The sequence below is a fragment of the Dyadobacter sp. CY345 genome (genome assembly GCF_021502725.1).
Classification (GTDB): domain Bacteria; phylum Bacteroidota; class Bacteroidia; order Cytophagales; family Spirosomataceae; genus Dyadobacter.
Map to the genome: position 1 here is coordinate 1 of NZ_JAKFFS010000006.1, position 19,567 is coordinate 19,567.

General features: G+C 43.0%; 15 protein-coding genes. All 15 read right to left on the bottom strand.

Going from position 1 to position 19,567, the window contains the following annotated elements; translation table 11 throughout:
- Positions 1 to 370: 370 nt before the first annotated feature.
- Positions 371 to 1,249 (bottom strand): alpha/beta hydrolase, encoded by an 879-nt coding sequence (locus L0657_RS23310; protein ID WP_235153184.1) that lies wholly within the window; start codon positions 1,247 to 1,249, stop codon positions 371 to 373.
- Positions 1,250 to 1,284: 35 nt separating this feature from the next.
- The gene (locus L0657_RS23315; protein WP_235153185.1) at positions 1,285 to 2,595 is read right to left on the bottom strand and encodes a serine hydrolase; all 1,311 of its coding nucleotides are present in this window, start codon (positions 2,593 to 2,595) and stop codon (positions 1,285 to 1,287) included.
- A gap of 124 nt (positions 2,596 to 2,719) precedes the next feature.
- Positions 2,720 to 3,703, bottom strand: coding sequence for an arabinan endo-1,5-alpha-L-arabinosidase (locus L0657_RS23320; RefSeq protein WP_235153186.1), 984 nt, complete (start codon positions 3,701 to 3,703; stop codon positions 2,720 to 2,722).
- Between the two features lie 3 nt (positions 3,704 to 3,706).
- Positions 3,707 to 3,808, bottom strand: coding sequence for a hypothetical protein (locus tag L0657_RS28205; RefSeq protein WP_409015099.1), 102 nt, complete (start codon positions 3,806 to 3,808; stop codon positions 3,707 to 3,709).
- Positions 3,809 to 3,843: 35 nt separating this feature from the next.
- Complete coding sequence (locus tag L0657_RS23325; RefSeq protein WP_235153187.1) at positions 3,844 to 4,083, bottom strand: DUF3823 domain-containing protein; 240 nt, start codon at positions 4,081 to 4,083, stop codon at positions 3,844 to 3,846.
- Between the two features lie 1,369 nt (positions 4,084 to 5,452).
- Positions 5,453 to 6,361, bottom strand: a complete 909-nt coding sequence (locus L0657_RS23330; protein WP_235153188.1) for an alpha/beta hydrolase — start codon at positions 6,359 to 6,361, stop codon at positions 5,453 to 5,455.
- Between the two features lie 81 nt (positions 6,362 to 6,442).
- Complete coding sequence (locus L0657_RS23335; RefSeq protein WP_235153573.1) at positions 6,443 to 7,522, bottom strand: esterase; 1,080 nt, start codon at positions 7,520 to 7,522, stop codon at positions 6,443 to 6,445.
- A 14-nt stretch (positions 7,523 to 7,536) separates the two neighbouring features.
- Positions 7,537 to 8,697 carry an esterase gene (locus L0657_RS23340; RefSeq protein ID WP_235153189.1) on the bottom strand — a complete coding sequence of 387 codons (1,161 nt, stop codon included), beginning with the start codon at positions 8,695 to 8,697 and terminating at the stop codon, positions 7,537 to 7,539.
- A 25-nt stretch (positions 8,698 to 8,722) separates the two neighbouring features.
- A complete protein-coding gene (locus L0657_RS23345; RefSeq protein WP_235153190.1) occupies positions 8,723 to 9,763 on the bottom strand; it encodes an alpha/beta hydrolase-fold protein in 1,041 nt (346 codons plus the stop codon).
- Positions 9,764 to 9,873: 110 nt separating this feature from the next.
- A complete protein-coding gene (locus L0657_RS23350) occupies positions 9,874 to 10,845 on the bottom strand; it encodes an alpha/beta fold hydrolase (protein WP_235153191.1) in 972 nt (323 codons plus the stop codon).
- Positions 10,846 to 11,010: 165 nt separating this feature from the next.
- Positions 11,011 to 13,209 (bottom strand): alpha-galactosidase, encoded by a 2,199-nt coding sequence (locus tag L0657_RS23355; RefSeq protein WP_235153192.1) that lies wholly within the window; start codon positions 13,207 to 13,209, stop codon positions 11,011 to 11,013.
- Between the two features lie 28 nt (positions 13,210 to 13,237).
- Positions 13,238 to 15,940, bottom strand: coding sequence for a PQQ-dependent sugar dehydrogenase (locus tag L0657_RS23360; protein WP_235153193.1), 2,703 nt, complete (start codon positions 15,938 to 15,940; stop codon positions 13,238 to 13,240).
- Between the two features lie 93 nt (positions 15,941 to 16,033).
- The gene (locus tag L0657_RS23365) at positions 16,034 to 17,344 is read right to left on the bottom strand and encodes a serine hydrolase (protein WP_235153194.1); all 1,311 of its coding nucleotides are present in this window, start codon (positions 17,342 to 17,344) and stop codon (positions 16,034 to 16,036) included.
- A gap of 106 nt (positions 17,345 to 17,450) precedes the next feature.
- Complete coding sequence (locus L0657_RS23370) at positions 17,451 to 18,590, bottom strand: glycoside hydrolase family 26 protein (RefSeq protein ID WP_235153195.1); 1,140 nt, start codon at positions 18,588 to 18,590, stop codon at positions 17,451 to 17,453.
- Between the two features lie 59 nt (positions 18,591 to 18,649).
- Positions 18,650 to 19,546, bottom strand: coding sequence for a hydroxypyruvate isomerase family protein (locus tag L0657_RS23375; RefSeq protein WP_235153196.1), 897 nt, complete (start codon positions 19,544 to 19,546; stop codon positions 18,650 to 18,652).
- Positions 19,547 to 19,567 lie beyond the last annotated feature (21 nt).

Consider the following 19,567-nt stretch of genomic DNA (forward strand, 5'->3'; position numbering starts at 1 on the left):
TGTATAATTTTTTACTATTTTTGACATGCATATTGGGATTGGTTTGGCGACTTTAATATACTGAAATTCAGTATATTAACCCAATATGCATCCTTCTATTTTCGCTAATTCATTTCACCCAACGGGTTATCTATATGATAATTCTTTTAGCGAGGCGAGTTAAAAATTGCCTCCAAGATATTCGCCATTACACATGATCCGCCAAATTTGTATTTAACAACCAAACGTAACGAAAGAGGAGTTAAAAGCTTATTATGCAATCACTTTCTTCTTGTGAAAGTCGATAAAGAAGTTCGGCTCTATCTATTAATCATTTATCCGAGTGCGATTTCTATAGAATTGCCGTTTTTGACTCAGAATTGCCGATACTTTATTTATCTGAGTCCGGCTTGAGGTATTTTTCGAAGAACTTTTCGGTTGCAGGAGCAGTTATATTTAGCTTGGATGAGTAACCTACCTCATGGCCTACGCTATCAATACGTATGTATTCAACAGTTGATCCCGTTTTCTTCATTTTTTCTACAAAATCTTCGGTCAGATTCGGCCGCACAATGCGATCATCACTTCCCTGGATCAATAGCATAGGAGGATGCCCGGTAGTAATATATCCAATTGGCCACCAAACAGGCTTGGCCATAGGTACATCACGCCCCAGTTCGGTTGGCGGAGAACCTGCAACAACCACGTTGACCAAACTGGAGTAATCCTGCCATCCACCATCACCTTCCAAACCTGCTGATTTTGGAGTCATAGCAAGCATAAGGGCAAGGTGAGCACCAGCTGAATGTCCGAAAGCACCTATTCTTTGCGGATCAATATTGTACTCTTTTGCATGAGCACGAAGCCACCGCACGGCACATTTTACATCCTCGATACACGCAGGGAACGGGGCTTCATCTGTTAGCCGGTAGTTGATATTGATTGCTACAAAACCTTTTTGAGCATAGTCAACCATAAAATTCTGATATACACAGTCTTCCTTGGAACCAGCACGCCAGCCTCCGCCATGAACAATGACCATTGCCGGTCGCAGTTTTCCGCCGAAGTTTGCCGGCATAGCCATATCCAACTTCCATGCCTGACTTGCCCCATCCCGGTAAGGTATATTTTGAGTAACGGTAATTGTTTTGTATTCCGAACTTAAAGGAAGATTCGATGCTTTTTTTGCCTTCTGAGCCGACACATCAATGACCGAAGTAATTAACACAGCGCAAGAAATTAAAACGGATTCAATGATATTTTTTCTCATTTACGATTTGATTAAATTTCAGTTACACATTATAGTTATTTAAATAGCTGGTAGGCTTTGCTGAGAAATTGCGGATAGAGTGGATCCCGTTTTGGCATATTCAGGTAAAACAGGGCAATCATATTATTCTCCGGATCTATGATATACTCTGTCCCATATGCCCCACCCCATGCAAATGCTGCGTTGGAAACCTCGGGAACAGGCTTTTTCTCAACATTGTACAATTCAAATCCAAGACCGAACTGAAACCCTTTTCCGCTGGAATTCACAGCAGGCAAGCGGTTAACTTTTGTCATCAGCTCAATTGTTTCCGGTTTGAGAATACGTTTGCCATTGGACTCACCTTTATTCAGAAGCATCTGACAGAATTTGGCATAGTCACCAATCGTTCCATTAAGCCCAAGACCTGCCTGTACATATGTTTGAACCGGGCTTACCGCACCTTCGCTAACCCTATTGGGTTGCGGAACCAGTTTGCCATCAATGTAGCTATACGCCTTCACAAACCGGCCGAGTGCCGACGGTTCAAAATACCAGTCAGTATCATTCATCCCCAAAGGCCCCAATACGGTTGATTTGACGTATTCCCGCAGGCTTTTACCAGATATAACCTCGACCATATATCCCAGCATGTTACTGCTTGTATGGTAGTTCCATTCACTGCCAGGATCGAAGCCAAGAGGAGATTTTGCAAGTGCAATCATATCATCTTTAAGATATCTCGCTGTGTTTGCCGCTCCGGTTCGCTGTCCCGGGGTTACTGTTGCGTTTGTTCCTGCTGTCGCAGCCGCGTTTTTTTTCGCCATTTCCGCCCGACGTGCTTCTCCTATCAGCCCGGCTCCAAGTCCGGAAGAATGTGACATCAGGTGCGCGAATGTCATCGGTGTCTTTACTGGACGTGTTTCAAATGTTCCATCATCATTGAGCGAGGTCGCAACTTTATCAGAAATTTCCGGAAAATACTTTGAAACCGGATCATCAACTGAAACCAATCCCTTTTCCACCAATGTCATAAAGGCGACAGTCACAATCGCTTTTGTTTGTGAAAACAAAATATAGTAGTCATCCACAGATGCCGGGATCTGATTCTCAACGTCTTTGTAACCGAATGCCTTGTTGTATACCACGTTTCCGCCTTTGGCGACAAAACCCACAATACTACTGGCTTTCTTTTGATCAACAAAGCTTTGTAACAGCGAATCAATGCGTTTTGTTTTCGCCTCATTGGTACCACTGGCTTTCAGATCAGTTTGGTAATTCAATGATTGTTTCGTGGCGAATTTTGGCTGGGCCATCGTGCTGGTAAATGCTGCTAATAGCGACAGGCTTAAAAATATTTTTTTCATAGTTATCTATGTTTTTTAATCTTTGTATTAAATGATTTGTTCAATGAAACTTGTTACAAACCGAAAGTTTTAGATCTCATAGTGCCGCAGGCAATTGTTTTAAATTATAATTGTCAGTTTTTATTTATTTCAAAAGAGGCCAGCCAATTTCATCCCAACTCAATTCCTCAACACGTAGCTTCGAGCGTCCTTTGTCTTTGGCATCATAACCGTGAAAAATGAGATAATCCTTGCCGTCAAAAGAGCAAACTGCGTTGTGCCCGACGCCGTGCCAGTCGGCGTTACCTTGTAGTAATAATGTCCCCCCACCTTTTGTCATTAGGGCTCCCTCTTTGTCTTTATACGGTCCTGAAAGTTTCTCGGAACGCCCCACGCGCATCTTGTAAGTACTGTTTATGCCTTTACAGCAGTAGTCGTAAGATGCAAACAGATAATAAAAATCTTTCTTTTTAAAGGTAAAAGGAGCTTCGATTGCACCGTTTCCGGCTGAGGGATCTGTTGTGCTGCGGGGAACACTGGCGATTGTAAACCATTGCTGCGGATCTGTGGAAATGGATTTTGCGTCGTCGGCTAGTTTTACCAGCTTCAAGCCATTCCAGAACGAACCGAATGCCAGCCACGGTTTTTGGTTTTCATCCAGAATAAAATTAGGATCGATTGCGTTCCATTCATCTCTTCCCGGAACCGACTCAATCACTTTTCCGTGATCTGTCCACAGATAATCCTTACTGTCGGTTTGAAGTGTTTTATTGGTAGCCAACCCGATGCAGGATCTATTTTTACCAAAAGTGGAGATGGAATAATACAAGTAATACAGCCCATTGTGGAAAGAAATATCAGGAGCCCAGATGTGACCTTTAAATCCGGGAACTGCTTTAACGGCCCATGTTGGAGGACTGCTAAAAACCGGATCTTCCCGCTTCCAGTTTTCCATATCTTTTGAAGACCAAAAGCTGATCCCGCGTCCGGTGGCAAAGAGTAAATAGGTTCCGTCCTGTTTAACCATCACCGGATCATGAACGGAGATATTGGTCTGTAAGGAATCCTGAGCAACCGCAAATCCAACGGTTACGATGAAAATGAATAGAAAAGCAATTAGCTTAGTCATGTTTTATTTAAGTTGAATTTTTTGCGAAGCTCCAAAAAAAAGCATTTCTCCAACACCGAATGTTTTAACGCCAATTCTGGCATATACATATTCCCTCCTGGCCAAAGCAGTTGATAATGTTGCAGTTAAAGTAATGGTTTTTAAAAAAATCCGTAATTGCGGCAGCCAACTGCTGAATGCTGAACATTACTTATATTATTTTTAGGATCTAGGATAATTGTGGTGCCGACATACAAGTTCACACGCTCCGTAGTTCTGGTGGCATTCACTTGCTGTAAGTTGAAAGTAGCAGAAACTTCGGCTTTGGAATAGGTATCATTCCTGAAAACAAAATATGGTGTTACCGGTACGTCCAACTTTTGGGTTCCCCGAAGCGCCACGTTGATTGTGTCGGGATTGTCAACTCAGGAACCATTTCCACGCAAACCGACCAGTTTATAATCTCCGTCAAAAAAGGATGTGGAAAATATATCACAGTAGCATTCAATTCCTGAGGCATGAGCCATCCAGATACTAAAAAGGCATAAAGCGAGCCGCAAAATCCCCGGAAGGAAATTCGTCTAATTAGTTTCATATGTCAAATTTTGTTAGATGGTGAGTATCAAGTAATTTTTATTTTAGTTGTTTATTTCTAAAAATATATCTTTAATTATAGTCAAGTTTTGCCCAAAAACTTCACTGCAAGTAGTTTAATACCACTCTTTAAGGACTTGCTTAAAACATTTGGCCGGATCAGAGAGTAGTGATTTTCAAACTCACGAATCCCAACGCATAACACTATACGTTTTTGGCTATTTATTTTGGCTGTTCTCATTGGCATAACCATCTTTAAGATAACTATTTTATTGTTTTAGAACTTTCATAACCACGGTTATCAATCTCCTGTGACCACCAAACGTACAGGCCAGAGGGTAAACACCGTTTGATCAGAAACTGTATATCTTAATTTAAATCTGCGCCGGTTTACCAAAAGCGTTTCAGCGAAGATCTGTGAAATATCAGGAACCCCATAGGTAATTTAGCAATCGTCATAGCTTTTGTTAAAACATCAATGCTATTCTGATCACCTCCTTCATTTAATTTCGAATGCTTCCGCTGTCAGGTATCATCCATATTCTCGTGTAAGTGTTGTTGTTACATAGGAATAACTTTTGCTCCGAAGCTAAGACCAGTGACTGCAACGTTAATTTTTTTACGCATAAATTAAGTGAGAAATTGAATTTTGATTTACAAATTATGAGATATGTATGCGCATTTATACTTAAAAATCCCAGCTTAGCCACCAATTCGGCCTTACAGCAATTAACAATACAATTTTAAAGAAAAATAATGCTATAAACTTCATATGATTTGATTAGTACTAAACGTATTTTGATTGGTTTTTGGAATGAAAAGAATTTCAAAGCAAAATATCGTTAGAATTGATCAAGAACTACACTGTAGATTAATAAAACAGAAAGACAAAGTCACAACGTTCAGAGATCATCTATGCACTACGAACTTGCTTTAAGAAGAGCAGCACCAAGCAGTCTTATTTAAAAAAGTTGGCAAAAGGGAGTGTAAAATGCCTTGTGTCAATTTTAGTTTTGTCCATGTGGAGGCCCCTTACCCTCCACCCGGAGGAAAGTCACCTATGGCTCTTAATCTATCGTCAATTTTAGTATACCGAAGCTCCGTATTAAAATTGGCTAAATTAATGTCGTCAGCCATTCATTGGTACCGTAATAACTTGTGTTGTTTCAAAGATGCTCACCTTCTTTGAATCATTCCCATATCCATCAAAAAGGCTATAAAACTCTCTGGCCAGTATTTCAGGGTTTCTCCCTTCGTAAAATCCATCGCAAATCCATGAGAGCCTTTATTGTAAATATGCATTTCGGCCGTAACCCCGGCATTCAGCAACGACGTATAAAACTCAACACTTTTGGCAGCCGTAGTCAAATTATCATCGTGGGCATTGATGATAAAAACTGGTGGACAACTTTCCTTTCGAACAGTATAATTTTTTAGAAATGCAGCATAAAAAAGGCCAGCGAAATTGGGCTTCCAGCTAACCTTGCCTGGGCCTTCATTTAATTCTTCGGTTGCTGCTAGTTCTACAGCCAATGTTCCACCAGCAGAAAAACCTGTTATGCCAATTTTATTGGGATCAATTCTAAGTTTGGATGCATCTTTTCGCAAAGTGATGATGGCCTGCTTTGCATCGTCGAATGCAGCTGCGAAATAATTATCTCTGGGAATTACAAAATTTTTACTGCTATCTCTGGTATTCAAGCGATATTTTAACACCAACGATGCCACGCCCTGTTCTTTTAGCCAAAGTGCAAGGTCGGTACCTTCACGATCGAACCAATTATCTACAAAACCGCCTCCGGGACATATCACCACGGCGACACCAGTTTCTTTTCCGGGCGGTGGCAGATGAAGAACGTAAGTTGGAACGGATACTTTGCGAAAAACACGGTTTTTTTTTGAAGGTGCGTGAGGATTTACATCGAAATTTACCATCTCTTCGGCAGTTGTATGTTTCACTGGATTATCTTTGATACCCGATGGCCATAGTGGTTTTTCTTCGGATGTCTGTGCATCAACGGTGAGTTGCAGGGTAAGCGACAGACCAAGTGTTAAAAGAGCTATCGATATATTTCTTAGGTTCATAGGGCAAGATTTATATTTTAACATTTAATTATCGCTTTGAATCAAATTTCTTGATTGATTATATTCCAGCTCTTCATTAAATCAATCTTTAAAAATTTCCTGTAAGGTCGTCGCGAGGTATTGCTTACAGTTTATCCAGTTATGTCCTCCCGGGACGATATAACTTTTTACACGAATTTTCTTCTCCTCAAACATGGCAATGTTCTTTTTTACGCTTTCGAATAAAAAATCCTCTGTACCAACACTAATCGTAAACAACTTCAACTGGCTGTTGATTTTGTTAGCATCCGGCGAATAATTAGAAAAGTTTTTTTGGAATTCTTCCGTTGAAGTATAGGGAGCGTACGAACATATATAGGCAAACTTGTCGGTGTTGGTCAGTCCTATATTAAGTGTTTGCCCTCCACCAACAGAAAATCCTGCAACGGCCCGACGCTTGCTGTCTACGAGAGCCGGGTAATTTGATTCAACAAAAGGAATTATGTCGTTTACCACATCTTTGGTAAAATCGGGTATCGGGGCTGGCCGTACGTTTCCGTAAGGCATCACAATAATCATTGGAACGGCCTTGCCCTGCGCAATCAGGTTATCCGCAATCAAATTGGCTCGTCCTACTTTGGTCCATGTTTCTTCCGTATCCGACCCTCCATGAATTAAATACAGGACAGGATATTTTTTTGTACCGTTTGGATCAAATCCCGGAGGTGTATATACCAGTATCCGGCGGGTTGTTCCAAGTGTTTTTGATTGGTAATAACGATAGCTGATCTTTCCATGCGGAACATTTTGTAAGGAATGGACTAACGGCGTTTTTCCTGGAATCTCCAAAATACTACGCTTAAATCTTTCATTTGCAAAAAGATAAGTGTTATTTGGATCTGAAATCTGAACATTATCTACCTCAAAGGAATAAGGGTAAATTTCCGGCTTAACAGGGCCAATTGTAATGCTCCAAATACCCGAGGTATCTTTGTTCATTGCCTGTGGAGCATCCAGAAACTCTCCACTCACCATCACTTTTTGAGCATTTTTGGAATAATATTTGAATGTTACCGTGTTATTAGCATGCACTTGTGGTGAAGCGATAGAAGGTGGCCGTTGGGCAAAAGAGCCGACTGACGAAAAAAATGTCAGGATTATTATAGAAATACAATATATCATCGCTGTTTGTTTTTTCATCTAAAAAGGAGTTGAGCAGTTTCCGTCAAATAAGACCTAACGTTAATCCATGTATGACCTCCTCCTGTGATCAGGCTTTTATAGTTGATCTTTTTTGCGGTAAGATAGTTCAAAAATGGCGCAACGTCCTGATACATAAAATCTTCGTTTCCTACGCTTACCCACAGCAGTTTTAATTGCTTATTGGTGTTCTCCGCATTGGAAGTAATGGCTGAATAGGTGCCGTCCAATTCACTTGTAGGTAAGTTGGCAGCGTAGGCACAGATCCAGGAAAATTTATCAATGTTCCAAAAAGAAGTCCGTAAAGTTTGCCCGCCACCACGGGAAAAACCACCGATGGCACGACTGTCCCTGTTAGCGACGGTACGATAGGTTTTGTCCACAAAAGGAATCACATTCTTTGTCAGATCATCTGAAAACCGGCGCATCCTGACAATTCCATCCGGGCTGTCCCTTATCGGGTCTGCAGGCTTAGGCTCACCTTTATTTTCAGCAATTCTTGCTTCCATATTGCCATAAGGCATCACAACAATCATAGGCTTTGCTTTGCCTTCTGCAATCAAATTATCCAGTATGAAGTTGGTATGGGCAACCTTGAAAAAAGATTCCTCCGTATCCGTTGTGCCGCTTATCAAATAAAAAACCGGGTATTTTTTTGCAGGATCATTATCGTAGCCAGGAGGCGTGTAAACCACTACGGTACCGATTGTACCTTCGACAGAACGATAATATTCATAGTTCACGGAACCATGCGGTACATCACGAACAGAAGATATCGTTGGCGTAAAGCCTGGAACTTCAAACAAGCTTGACTTGAACCGTTCATTGGGCGAAAAATCCTCATTGGCCGGATCCATCACATTGACCCCATCTACTACGAAATTATAAGAATAAATATCCGGCCTTACAGGGCCAACGGTAACACTCCAGATACCGATGCTATCTTTTACCATCGGAACATTTGAAGCCCCAAACAGGCCGCCAGAAAGCTTGACTTCTCTTGCCAATGGCGCCAGGTAGCTAAACGTAACTTTCTTGTCGGGCAATACCTTAGGCGATACAACGAAAGGCCCTCGCGGTGGCTGGCTGAGAGCAAAATAGGATATGCACGCCGCTGCAAGCGTAAATAAACCCTTTAGGATTCTGAAACGTTTCATAAATATGTTTAGGACAACCTACTATTTATTTGAAAATTTTCTGAGAAAAATTATAAAGATCATGGCGCCACACATACATGCTATGCCCTCCCTCCATTTTTGATAACTCGGACTTAAGACCATACTTTTCAAATAATGCTCTTGTCAGGTCGTTGTTTTTGTCTGCAATGTCTGACGCGCCACCTGTTGTGAAGATGAAATATTTAACCGTTTTCTTTAAAGTTGGCGCTGCTGCTTTCACTATCGGGTCATATTTTTCAAAAGTACCGTGCCTGTTCGCAAACCATCCGGAACTCATTACGTTCACATAAGCAAAGTTATCTGGAAATTTCAGGATAGTTTCCAAAGTTTCGAGGCCACCCATTGAAAGTCCGGCAATAGCACGATGTGGTACATCGGTAAGCGCTCTGAAATTATGCTCTACAAAAGGAATAATGCTGTTTCCCAGATCTTCGGCGAAGGTTTCAGTAGGGATACTTCCATCGGGCATGACCACGATCATTGGAACAATTTTGCCCTCGGCAAACAAATTGTCAAGGATCCAGCCTGCTTTTCCTTGTCCCGGCCAGTTGGTGTCATTGTCGCCGCCACCATGCATCAGGTATAAAACAGGAAGCTTTTTGTTATCTGCAAAATAAGTTGGAGGCGTCCAGACAAACATGCGACGGGTTGTTTTTGTAGCTTTGGATGGATAGTAAACAATAGAAAGCAAACCGTGCGGCACCTCTTTCTGTTGCCAGAAAAGCGTTTTATTTTTTGGTACAACCTCCACCATCGGGCGAAAATCAGCAACCATCGGATTTTTAGGATCATTTACCTTATTTCCATCCACCAAAAAATTATAGCGATAGACACTTGGGTTCAGGCCGGGCGAGGTAGTTATCGTCCATACGCTGTCAGCGCCCCTCTCAGATTTTACAGCTTTAAGGTCTCCACCGAGTGTAACTGTTTTTGCATTGGGCGCATAAAAACGAAATGTAGCACTGCTGTCAGCATTCACCTCAAACGGTATATATTTTAAAGTTTGAGCTGGTGTGCCTGGCGGTTGCGCGTTGCTAGCTGCCATGCTACACCAAAATAAAAGTAAAAAGCTAAAATGTCTCATTTCAGGAATTAGTTGTAAGCGTTTATGTTTGCTCTACAAAGGCGATGGGTTCAAATAACTATTGTTTTTTATCATAAACTCTTCAAAAACCCGTTCAATACTTCCACGGTTTTGTCCAGCTTATCGTGATGCAGATTATGTCCTGCTCCATCAATGTGAACCAATTTACCCTTTTGCATAACACGCGCGGCTTCCTCGTTGGCTTTTCGCATTTCCGGCTTTGCATCAGCTTTTAAAATAAGTGCAGATACGGTAATCTTTGCAAGAGCATCTGCTGTACTCATGGTACCTGTCATTGACTGTGCTTGTTCAGGTGTATAAGGTCCATGGTATTGCTTTTTTGAAAATGCCCAGTAGTATATATCCACTTTATCCCATAACGGGTTTCCGCGATGGCCTGCCGCCACGACCTGATCAAAGGGAGTATTGTTCCCCATCACAAGCGAATCCCGGCTTTTAAACATATTCGGCCGCCGTGCTGGCGCTGCTGCCGGCTGACCTCCTGATGCAGCAGTCGATGCAGCGGCCACGGGTGGACGATTTCCCAAACCCGGATCGAGCATGATAATGGCTTTTGCCAAATCGGGATAGGATGCACCGACCCGCATCACCGTAGCAGCGCCCATGGAATGGCCCATTAGAATTGGCTTTTCAAACTTCATTGCCTTTACAAAATCCACAGCATCTTTGATCATTGTTTCTCCATTATCCGATGGCGTAAACGGATCGGTGAAACCATGCCCTCGGGAATCAATCATATATATATCGTAATCGTCCTGTAATTTCAAAGTCAACGTAGTCCAGCTAAGACCGATATCGGTATAGCCATGCACCATGACCATAACGGGTTTGCCTGGTGCGGGTTTTGCGTGATAATAATGCATGCGAATACCATTTGTGTAGGCATAAGCGTCCGACCAACCATCTGGAAGTGTCGGAAATTGGGCTTTTAAGACTATCGCTGGCAAAAGCATAAGAAGGGTCAGGATTGATAAATAAATTTTGGCTTGCGCCTTCCCGGTGGATTTGTTTACTCGTTTCATTTTTAGTTCTATTAAAGTTAATTGACAATAAATCATTACCTATCTTACGCACCGCCCTCGGATTTCGTCTTTTGAAGATAAAGCGCTCTTCTTTTGAAGCATTCCTGAATTATTCCTTTTTCAGGTTCGGAAAAGATCCTGGTTTTAGCACGAGGTTGTTGGTCGCTATATCGCCTCGATCTCTATCACCACACTCGTTCTCCTGGCATTCACAACCGGATTAAAACCAGCCGTCATCAAATATTCTCCTGAGTATATCTGGTCGTCCTTGATTGCTGATTTGGTCTCAGGATATAGATTTAATTCTTTCACTCTATAATTTTTCGAAGCATCTAGTCCTTCCAGGCGAATCGGCGTCTCGGAACCATCGCCATTTCTGTTTCCAACTAGATAAGCGAATAAAACTGCTTTGGATTTGCTTTTCCCAGCATACATCAGTGCTGCATACTCATTTTTCTTAGGATCAATTAACCTGAAAAGATCACCCTGAAAAATGATATTTTTTACCGCATTGTAATTGGCTACGGCCTGCTGACTGAATTGTAGATCCTTTTCGTTTAAATCGCCTACCACAATATCGTAACCCAACCGGCCCATCATGGCCACATCCGTACGGAATTTCAAGGGTTGTTTTCCCCAGTCGGTTACGTGTGCGCTTTGCGTGATCGACGGAAAAAAATAAGAATATTCCCATTGCATAAATACCCGCTCCAAAGGATCGGTATTATCGCTGGGCCAGAATTCTGTAAAATATTTCATCGCTTCATAATCTGCGCGGCCTCCTCCACCCGAGCAAAGCATCATCGGCACTTTTGGATATTTTGCGCGAAGTTTTTCTAAAACCTTATACAACCCCTTTACGTAATCCACATAAAGCTGGGACTGACTTTGCTTGCTTTTTTCAAGGTAAGAGGAATAGGGATTAAACATTGTCGCATTGCAATCCCATTTGATGTAAGCGATTTCCGGATTTTCGGTGAAAAGTTTATCCAGAATTCCGTAAACAAAATCCTGAACTTCCGGATTAGACAAATCCAGGGGAAGCTGATTGCGCATGTAATGTTCCGGGCGCTGCGGTTGCTTGATCACCCAGTCCGGATGTTTTTCATACAACTCACTTTTTGGATTTACCATTTCAGGTTCGACCCAGATACCGAATTTGATTCCCGTTTTCTTTGCTTCCTTCACCAGATAGCCTATCCCGTTTGGCAATTTCTTTACATTTTCCTGCCAATCTCCCAAACCGGCCCCGTCACTATTCCTTGGATATTTATTGGCAAACCAGCCGTCATCCAATAAAAACAGATCCACGCCCAGCTTCTTGCCATCTCTAAAGAGTTCAGAAAGTTTGTCTTGGTTAAAATCGAAGTAAGTCGCTTCCCAATTATTCAACAGTGTCATTCTGGTGCCTTCACCATCCAAAATTCGATATTTTCTGGCCCAATTATGCAAGTTGCGGCTTGCTTCTCCTTTCCCGTTTTCTGAGAAAGTGCAGATGAAAGACGGTGTTTTAAATTCCTGTTTTGATGCGAGCGGATATTCGGAGGCATAAGGGTTTATGCCAGCGATTAATCGCAAATTATGATACGAATCAACCTCAAATTCCATTTTGAAATTTCCTGACCAGGCTAATGTTCCCAGTAAAACTTTTCCCTCCGTTTCTGTTGCAGGTTTATCAAATGAAAGTGAAAAACAGGGTGGCTGATAAAGATTGGCGCGGGTTCCCAGTTTGGAATCCAACACTCGGATTCCGGCTGTCAATAGCTCTTCTTCCGGATTCATTTCCTTGGCCCAGGTTCCGTTGTAATGCGTCAGATAATAATCCTTAGCAATGAAATAGAGATTGGCAGAAGCATATTTTTGAAGCGTAATGGGTTTCTTCTCTTCGCTCTTAATCACACTCCATTGCTCCACCACATTTTCCTGAAAATAGGTTTTGTAATAAAGTGTCACTTCCACTGCGTACACGGGGTCTTTCAACACAATGCTCGTAAGACTTACATTGTCATTTTCCTTTGCGCTGTTGTGGCTCACGTAAACAAGATCTAACGATTTGTTTCCGTCGCTATGCGTAAGCTGCAGCGCTGGTTCGGAGACATTCCATGTTCCCGCAGGCGTATAAGCTGAGTTATAAATCCCCGCATTTCCGTCGCGTTGACGGCTCTGCGATGGGATGAGTTTGTATTCTGCTGGCTGGCTTAGTTTCTTTCCGAAATAGGTGATTCCGAGATGATTTTCCTTGTCTGTTTGCAGCACCAGAACATTTTGTCTGGTTTCAATCGGGATGATAGTTGGCACATTCTGAGCAAAGGAACTGCTAACAAGGATGATCAGAAAAGCGGAATGGATTATTCTTTTGTACACAACTGTTGTAATTTATTATGGATAGTATTTATTCACCCTGACTGAACCGAATTGCCTTTATCCTGATTGGAGCTCCGGTAAAGACAAAATAAACATCTTTTGTACCTGATACTGAGGCGGCAGCGATATCAAGGATCATTTTATCATTGTATTCCCCGGAGAATTTACCTAAAAGAACTCCATCTGTGCTGCCTTCATGCGCCTCGATCGTTCCAAAGGGAGGTGTCGGTGCATTCCGCCCGGGAACACGAATAATTTCAATGTGTTTGATGTCGGTAAGATCAGTTCCTTTAAGCCTGAAAGACGCCCCTGGGTTCCTGACAAATGCCATTGTACTGTCATTGGTAAAACCTATTTCTTTGACCTGGTCGGCTAATCTTACGGGCACAACCGGATTGAGAAGGATAACAGTTGCTTCAGATGATTGTGAGGATGCTGTTTTTGTACCCCGATCGGAGTATGCGGCGCGGAATATGAAGCTGCCTTCCGTATCTCCCTTCGGAACAGCGGTTGTATAGGTGCCTTTTACAGGTAATGTTTTGGCCGGTTTAGGCGCATCTGACAAGCTCATAATATAGCGGACAATTCCTTTCACATCGCTTTCCGCCATGGTCGGGTGTGCGGGCATAAATGCATCACCCCAAACGCCCGAACCACCATTTAATATCTTCTTGGACAAACCTGCTACGGCACTTTGATCACCTTTGTATTTCGCAGATATGGCTGTAAAAGAAGGCCCTAGCACCTTTTCCTTAATGGCGTGACAAGCCTTACAATCTCCATTATTGATAAGCGAAATCGCGGTGGCATATTGCGCGGAAGCATCTACACTCATTTGCTTTTGTGCGATCCGGGTTAGGTTAAAACCTTCTGAGAGATAGTTGGTACTAACAGAAACCTGAGAAGGCAATATTTTCTTGTTTGTAAGACTGCCATCTTCCTTGTCACTTACACGCACTTCATACTGAATGCTTTTTCCAGGAAAATAGAAGGTGGAGTTTCCTTTTGTTATTTTAAATTCTACCACCGGAGGTTCATTACCGGCTTTTATTTCAACCGATTTGGTATTCTTCTCCCCGGCTTTGTCTGTTACAGTCAGGGTTGCCCGATAAGTGCCGAATGTTGTAAAAGTAATGGTTGGATTAGCTTCTTTTAGTGTTTTGAAAACCGCATTGTTTTTCCTGACAACCCATTCATATTGCAGCGCGTCGTCTTCATCAAAGTCTTTCGTTCCTTCCGAGGACAGCGTAACCTGCATCGGAAGTCCACCTGCCGTTTTGCTCGCTGATGCTTCTACCAAAGGTTTCCTGTTTCCGCTGTTGTACTCGATCCGGATCAGCTCGGCCTCCGGGTTATCTTTAAAATATCCATTTCCATATTCAAGCACATACAGATCACCGTCCGGCCCGAATTTCATGTCGATAGGCCCTTTTAATTTCAAATCAGGCAGAAAGCGTTCCATGGATTTGTACTCGCCGTTTTCATGCATTTCCACCACATTGATCCATCCGCGCACCCAATCAGTGATGAACCATTTTCCTTCATAGTATTCCGGAAATAATCGAGATGCGTTTTTGAAATCGTCTTTTCTGAATACCGGCCCGCCCACCGCGCTGTTGCCCCCACTTTCCATCAGCGGGAATTCCTGGCTTTGCGCTTTTGAATACCAGATAAATGCAGGCTGTGCAGCCGGAAGTTCTTTCAATCCGGTACTGTTTGGTGAATTATTAACGGGATGAACAGCATCAAAAGGTTCTCTGGAAACTTTGGTGGCGAAGTCATATTTCACGTAAGCCTTATTGTTGGCTACAAAATATGGCCAACCGTAAAATCCTGGCCCCTTCGCGCGGTTGAATTCATCGTAAGATTGCGGTCCGCGCTTTTCCAGATCATCGCGGGAACCGTCCGGTCCTATTTCGCCCCAGTAAAGCCACCCGGTTTTCGAATCGATTGTTGGCCGCCAAGGGTTTCTATTACCCATCGTGTAAATTTCGGGTTTGGTCTGCGGCGTTCCCGCAGGGAAAAGATTGCCTTTTGGGATCGTATATGTGCCGTCTGGTTCCGGATGGATACGCAGGATTTTACCTCTTAAATCATTGGTATTCGGGGAGGATTTCTGGGAATCCCGGGGTGATTCTCCTGCCCTTTCATCAAGAGGAGCAAAACCGTCAGAAGCACGGGAAAATGTATTATCCCCCGTAGTCAGATAGAGGTTTTTGTCCTTATCGAAAAGCATTCCTCCCCCTACATGGCAGCATTCTTCGCGCTGCACCGGCACTTCCAAAACCACCTTTCTTGAGGTTTCCAGTAACTCCTTACCATGCCACTCGTAACGGACCAGCACGTTTTTCGCCTCGTCGCCAGCCAGGGAATAGTAAATGTAAATCCAGTGGTTCTTTTCATAATCAGGATCAAGGATGACTCCTTGCATGCCATCTTCCCCTTCGGTGACTTCTCCTGCTTTATTTACATATTTTGTGCTGACAGCAAACTCAGCTACCGTTTCCATGGCTTGTGACTTTGGATCATATACCTTCAACTTACCCTTCCTTTCCGCGTAGAGTACCCTGCCGTCTTTCAAAATCTGAAACTGCATGGGTTCTTCAAGCCTTTGACCAAGAACCACTTTGGTGAACCGGTTACTTTCCGGCTTTTTGGGTGTTTGCGAAACGGAAGTTACGCTTGTTGCAAGCGAAATCAGTAATGCAGTAATTAATACTGCAGGCTTCATGATCCCATATTTATTATAAGATTCGCGTGTTTTTGACATCAGAAAAAGGCTTGAATATTTTGGCAGTGTTGTAAATCTAAATGGTTGACACGACTATTTAAAGAGCTGGTAGGCTTTGCTTAGAAATGGCTTATACATAGGCTCGTGCTTTGGCATATTCAGATAAAACAGCACGATCATATTGTTTTCAGGATCTATGATGTAATCTGTGCCGTACAATCCTCCCCACGCAAATGCGGTGTTGGAAACTTCCGGAACGGGTTTCTTTTCTGCATTATAGAGTTCAAACCCAAGCCCGAACTGAAACCCCTTTCCACCTGAGTTCACCTTAGGCAGCCGGTTCACCTTGGTCATCAGCTCAATCGTTTCGGGTTTTAGGATACGCTTGCCATTGTATTCGCCTTTATTGAGCAGCATTTGACAAAATTTGGCATAGTCGCCAATAGGCCCGTTCAGTCCGATAGCTCCCTCTGCATAAGTTTGAACCGGGCTGATCGTAGTCTCGCTAAATTTGTTGGATTGCGGCACCAGTTTGCCATCAATGTCGCTGTAAGCTTTCACAAACCGATTCATTTTCGAGGGATCATAGTACCAATCCGTTTCGGTCATACCCAAAGGGTCCAAAACCGTTGATTTGATATATTCGCGAAGACTTTTGCCCGATATGAGCTCGACCATATATGCGAGCATATTCGTGCTGATATGGTAGCTCCATTCGCTGCCGGGATCGAAGCCCAGCGGGTATTTTGCAAGGGCCACCATTTCCTCTTTGAGATATTTTGCCGTGCCAGCTCCGCCGGTTCGCTGGCCGGGCCCAGCCGGTGTTGTTGTTGCTGAGGTTGCAGCTGCATTTTTTTTCTCCATTTCTGCGCGACGTGCCTTTCCTACCAGCCCGGCGCTGATTCCCGACGAGTGCGACATCAGATGCGCGAATGTCATCGGTGTTTTTACCGGCCTGGTCTCAAATGTTCCATCCTCTTTAATGGCTGTGGCAACTTTATCGGAAATCTCGGGGAAATATTTAGAAACCGGGTCATCGACCGAAACTAACCCTTTTTCCACCAGGGTCATAAAAGCTACGGTCGTCACTGCTTTGGTTTGAGAAAACAGGATATAGTAATCATCCACAGCAGCCGGCACCTTGTTTTCCACATCTTTGTAGCCAAATGCTTTGTTGTACACGACATTTCCGCCTTTGGCAACAAAACCTACCATGCTGCTGGCTTTCTCCTGCTCAATAAAACTTTGCAGCAGCGAGTCAATGCGTTTTGTTTTGTCTTCGCTTGTTCCGGTGGCTTTGAGATCAGCTTTGTAATCTAATTCTTGCGGCGCGGGCGATTTTTGTTGGGCAATTGTGCTGGTGAATGCAGCCAAAAGCGCGAGGCTCAAATATATTTTTTTCATAATAATTAAAGGATTAGGAATAGCTAAGTTTATTTCTCATCAAAGCTACATTTATTGATATGGTATAGTAAGTATAATACATGGCACGTCTATTGATTCAAAAGCATTATTTGCTATATATATTTTTTAGATCGTTTTCAAATAATGTGTATTTATTGTCATAAAACTTTTTAAAATCCGGTACGGCGGGATGCCCGGGAAACGGAGCGTAGTAATGGGTTTCGCTTTTCGTATCATTTCGCCAAACGAGCACGTAAGCCAAATTCAATTTGTTCTTTTGTAGTACTTTAAGAAGTACATCCGTATACCAGACAGGATTCACGATGGATTCAAGACCTGTTTCCGTAAATGCAGCAAGTTTTTTGTTATTCAGTGCAAAGTCATTTACGATTTTGAGTTTCTTTACAGCCTGCTCCAGATTGTATTTGCCATCGCGTCCCATGTCTCCGTAGTTATCCATACCAACAAGATCAACCCAGTCATTGCCCGGATACCGCTCTGTAAATTCTGCCACAGTATTGAATTTATTATCAGGAGAAAAAGCATAAATTAGGTTATGAACATCCAGACTATCTCTTAGATAACCAGCAGTGAATTGCCACAATGACTTAAATTCGTCCGGTGTGCAATAAGCTTTACCCCACCAGAACCAATCGCCGTCAAACTCGTGATACGGCCTGAAAATAAGTGGAATCTGCTCCCCGTTGGCTCCTTTAAGACTTTTGAACCAGCCCGCCAACCCTTGCAAAATGAGCTTATAATCCTGATGATTTTTCCCTCCCGGAACAATGTATTTAACCGCTGGCAAAGAAACGGAATCCTTCCAGTAGAAACCACCGCCGGACACCGGGTTGGAAAAATGCCAGGATATGGTCGTAATTCCGCCACGCGTGTAGGTATCAGTAACCAGTTTTCTCAGGCGGTCTTCACTTTTCTTTATGGATTCTGCAGACCTGCCCGTTAGTGGCGCTATGTCAACCCCAATGACTGCCGGGTGCGATCCAACAGCTGACTTCACATCCGAACGTCCTGGTTCATCACGCCAGCCATGTCCGTAATCCGTAGCATCCTGGTGTCCAAAAAGTGTGTGCTTTTTGGCTAGCACGTGCATATTTTGATAAAGTGCGGTGGTTTCCTTTGTTGCTTTGGGATCAATTAATTTTTGAGCCTGGGCCATGGATCCGGACAACAATGTGAGCGCCGCGAAAGCGATTGCTATTTTATTTATTTTGAAATTAATATGCATTTGAAATAAATATTACTGTATTAAGATGAGCTAAAAAAAGGCAATGTGATTTGACATTATCATGCGACATCACAAATGCCTATTGCTTGTTTTAAAGATGCTATATCATCCTTGCGACTGGGGATAAATTCCTGCGCGACGAATCCCTTGTATCCCGTTTCTACAATGGCCTTCATAATGGCCGGGTAATACAACTCTTGGGTATCATCGATTTCGTGTCTTCCCGGCACGCCTCCGGTGTGGTAATGCGAAATGTATTTGCTGTATTTTTTAATGGTTGCAATCACGTCACCTTCCATGATCTGCATGTGGTATATGTCGTACAGCAATTTGAATTTTTCAGAGCCTACCATCTCACACAAGCCTGCACCCCACGCAGTGCGGTCGCACATGTAGTCCCTGTGATTTACTTTACTGTTGAGCAGTTCCATCACCATGGTCACATTGTGTTTTTCGGCAATGGGCATCAGTTTTTTTAAACCAACCGCGCAGTTTCTCATTCCGTCAAGATCATTCATCCCGCGGCGATTTCCCGAAAAGCAAATGATCTGATTATAACCTGCTTGCTGGACCTCTGGTATAATATCTTCAAAACCTTTGATGAGCTCCTCATGATTAGCCGGATCGCAAAATCCCTTGTCCAGGCTTCTGGTCAAACCTTCACCCCAGGGCAACGCGCAGGTTAAACCCATTTTTTTCAGAACCGGCCATTCAGACTGACCACACAACTCAATAGAAGTGATCCCCAGTTTCTTCACTTCTATTGCAAAGGTTTCAAAAGGAATTTTGTCATAACACCACCTGCATACCGAATGCCTGATCTGCCCATTCAGAACCGGCCCAAGCGCTTTCTGAGTTACGCCCCAAACGTCAGTCATTGTCATGAGAGGCCCAAGTAAGCCAGCTCCCGCCGCCATCGTTTTTAGAATTGAACGTCTGTTTTGATTGATCTCCATTATTTAATTTATTTTAGAAAT

What these genes read in the sequence shown, in the direction of transcription:
- L0657_RS23310 (WP_235153184.1), bottom strand. Translation starts at nt 1,249, where the DNA reads ATGAGAAAAAATATCATTGAATCCGTTTTAATTTCTTGCGCTGTGTTA.
- L0657_RS23315 (WP_235153185.1), bottom strand. Translation starts at nt 2,595, where the DNA reads ATGAAAAAAATATTTTTAAGCCTGTCGCTATTAGCAGCATTTACCAGC.
- L0657_RS23320 (WP_235153186.1), bottom strand. Translation starts at nt 3,703, where the DNA reads ATGACTAAGCTAATTGCTTTTCTATTCATTTTCATCGTAACCGTTGGA.
- L0657_RS23330 (WP_235153188.1), bottom strand. Translation starts at nt 6,361, where the DNA reads ATGAACCTAAGAAATATATCGATAGCTCTTTTAACACTTGGTCTGTCG.
- L0657_RS23335 (WP_235153573.1), bottom strand. Translation starts at nt 7,522, where the DNA reads ATGATATATTGTATTTCTATAATAATCCTGACATTTTTTTCGTCAGTC.
- L0657_RS23340 (WP_235153189.1), bottom strand. Translation starts at nt 8,697, where the DNA reads ATGAAACGTTTCAGAATCCTAAAGGGTTTATTTACGCTTGCAGCGGCG.
- L0657_RS23345 (WP_235153190.1), bottom strand. Translation starts at nt 9,763, where the DNA reads ATGGCAGCTAGCAACGCGCAACCGCCAGGCACACCAGCTCAAACTTTA.
- L0657_RS23350 (WP_235153191.1), bottom strand. Translation starts at nt 10,845, where the DNA reads ATGAAACGAGTAAACAAATCCACCGGGAAGGCGCAAGCCAAAATTTAT.
- L0657_RS23360 (WP_235153193.1), bottom strand. Translation starts at nt 15,940, where the DNA reads ATGAAGCCTGCAGTATTAATTACTGCATTACTGATTTCGCTTGCAACA.
- L0657_RS23365 (WP_235153194.1), bottom strand. Translation starts at nt 17,344, where the DNA reads ATGAAAAAAATATATTTGAGCCTCGCGCTTTTGGCTGCATTCACCAGC.
- L0657_RS23370 (WP_235153195.1), bottom strand. Translation starts at nt 18,590, where the DNA reads ATGCATATTAATTTCAAAATAAATAAAATAGCAATCGCTTTCGCGGCG.
- L0657_RS23375 (WP_235153196.1), bottom strand. Translation starts at nt 19,546, where the DNA reads ATGGAGATCAATCAAAACAGACGTTCAATTCTAAAAACGATGGCGGCG.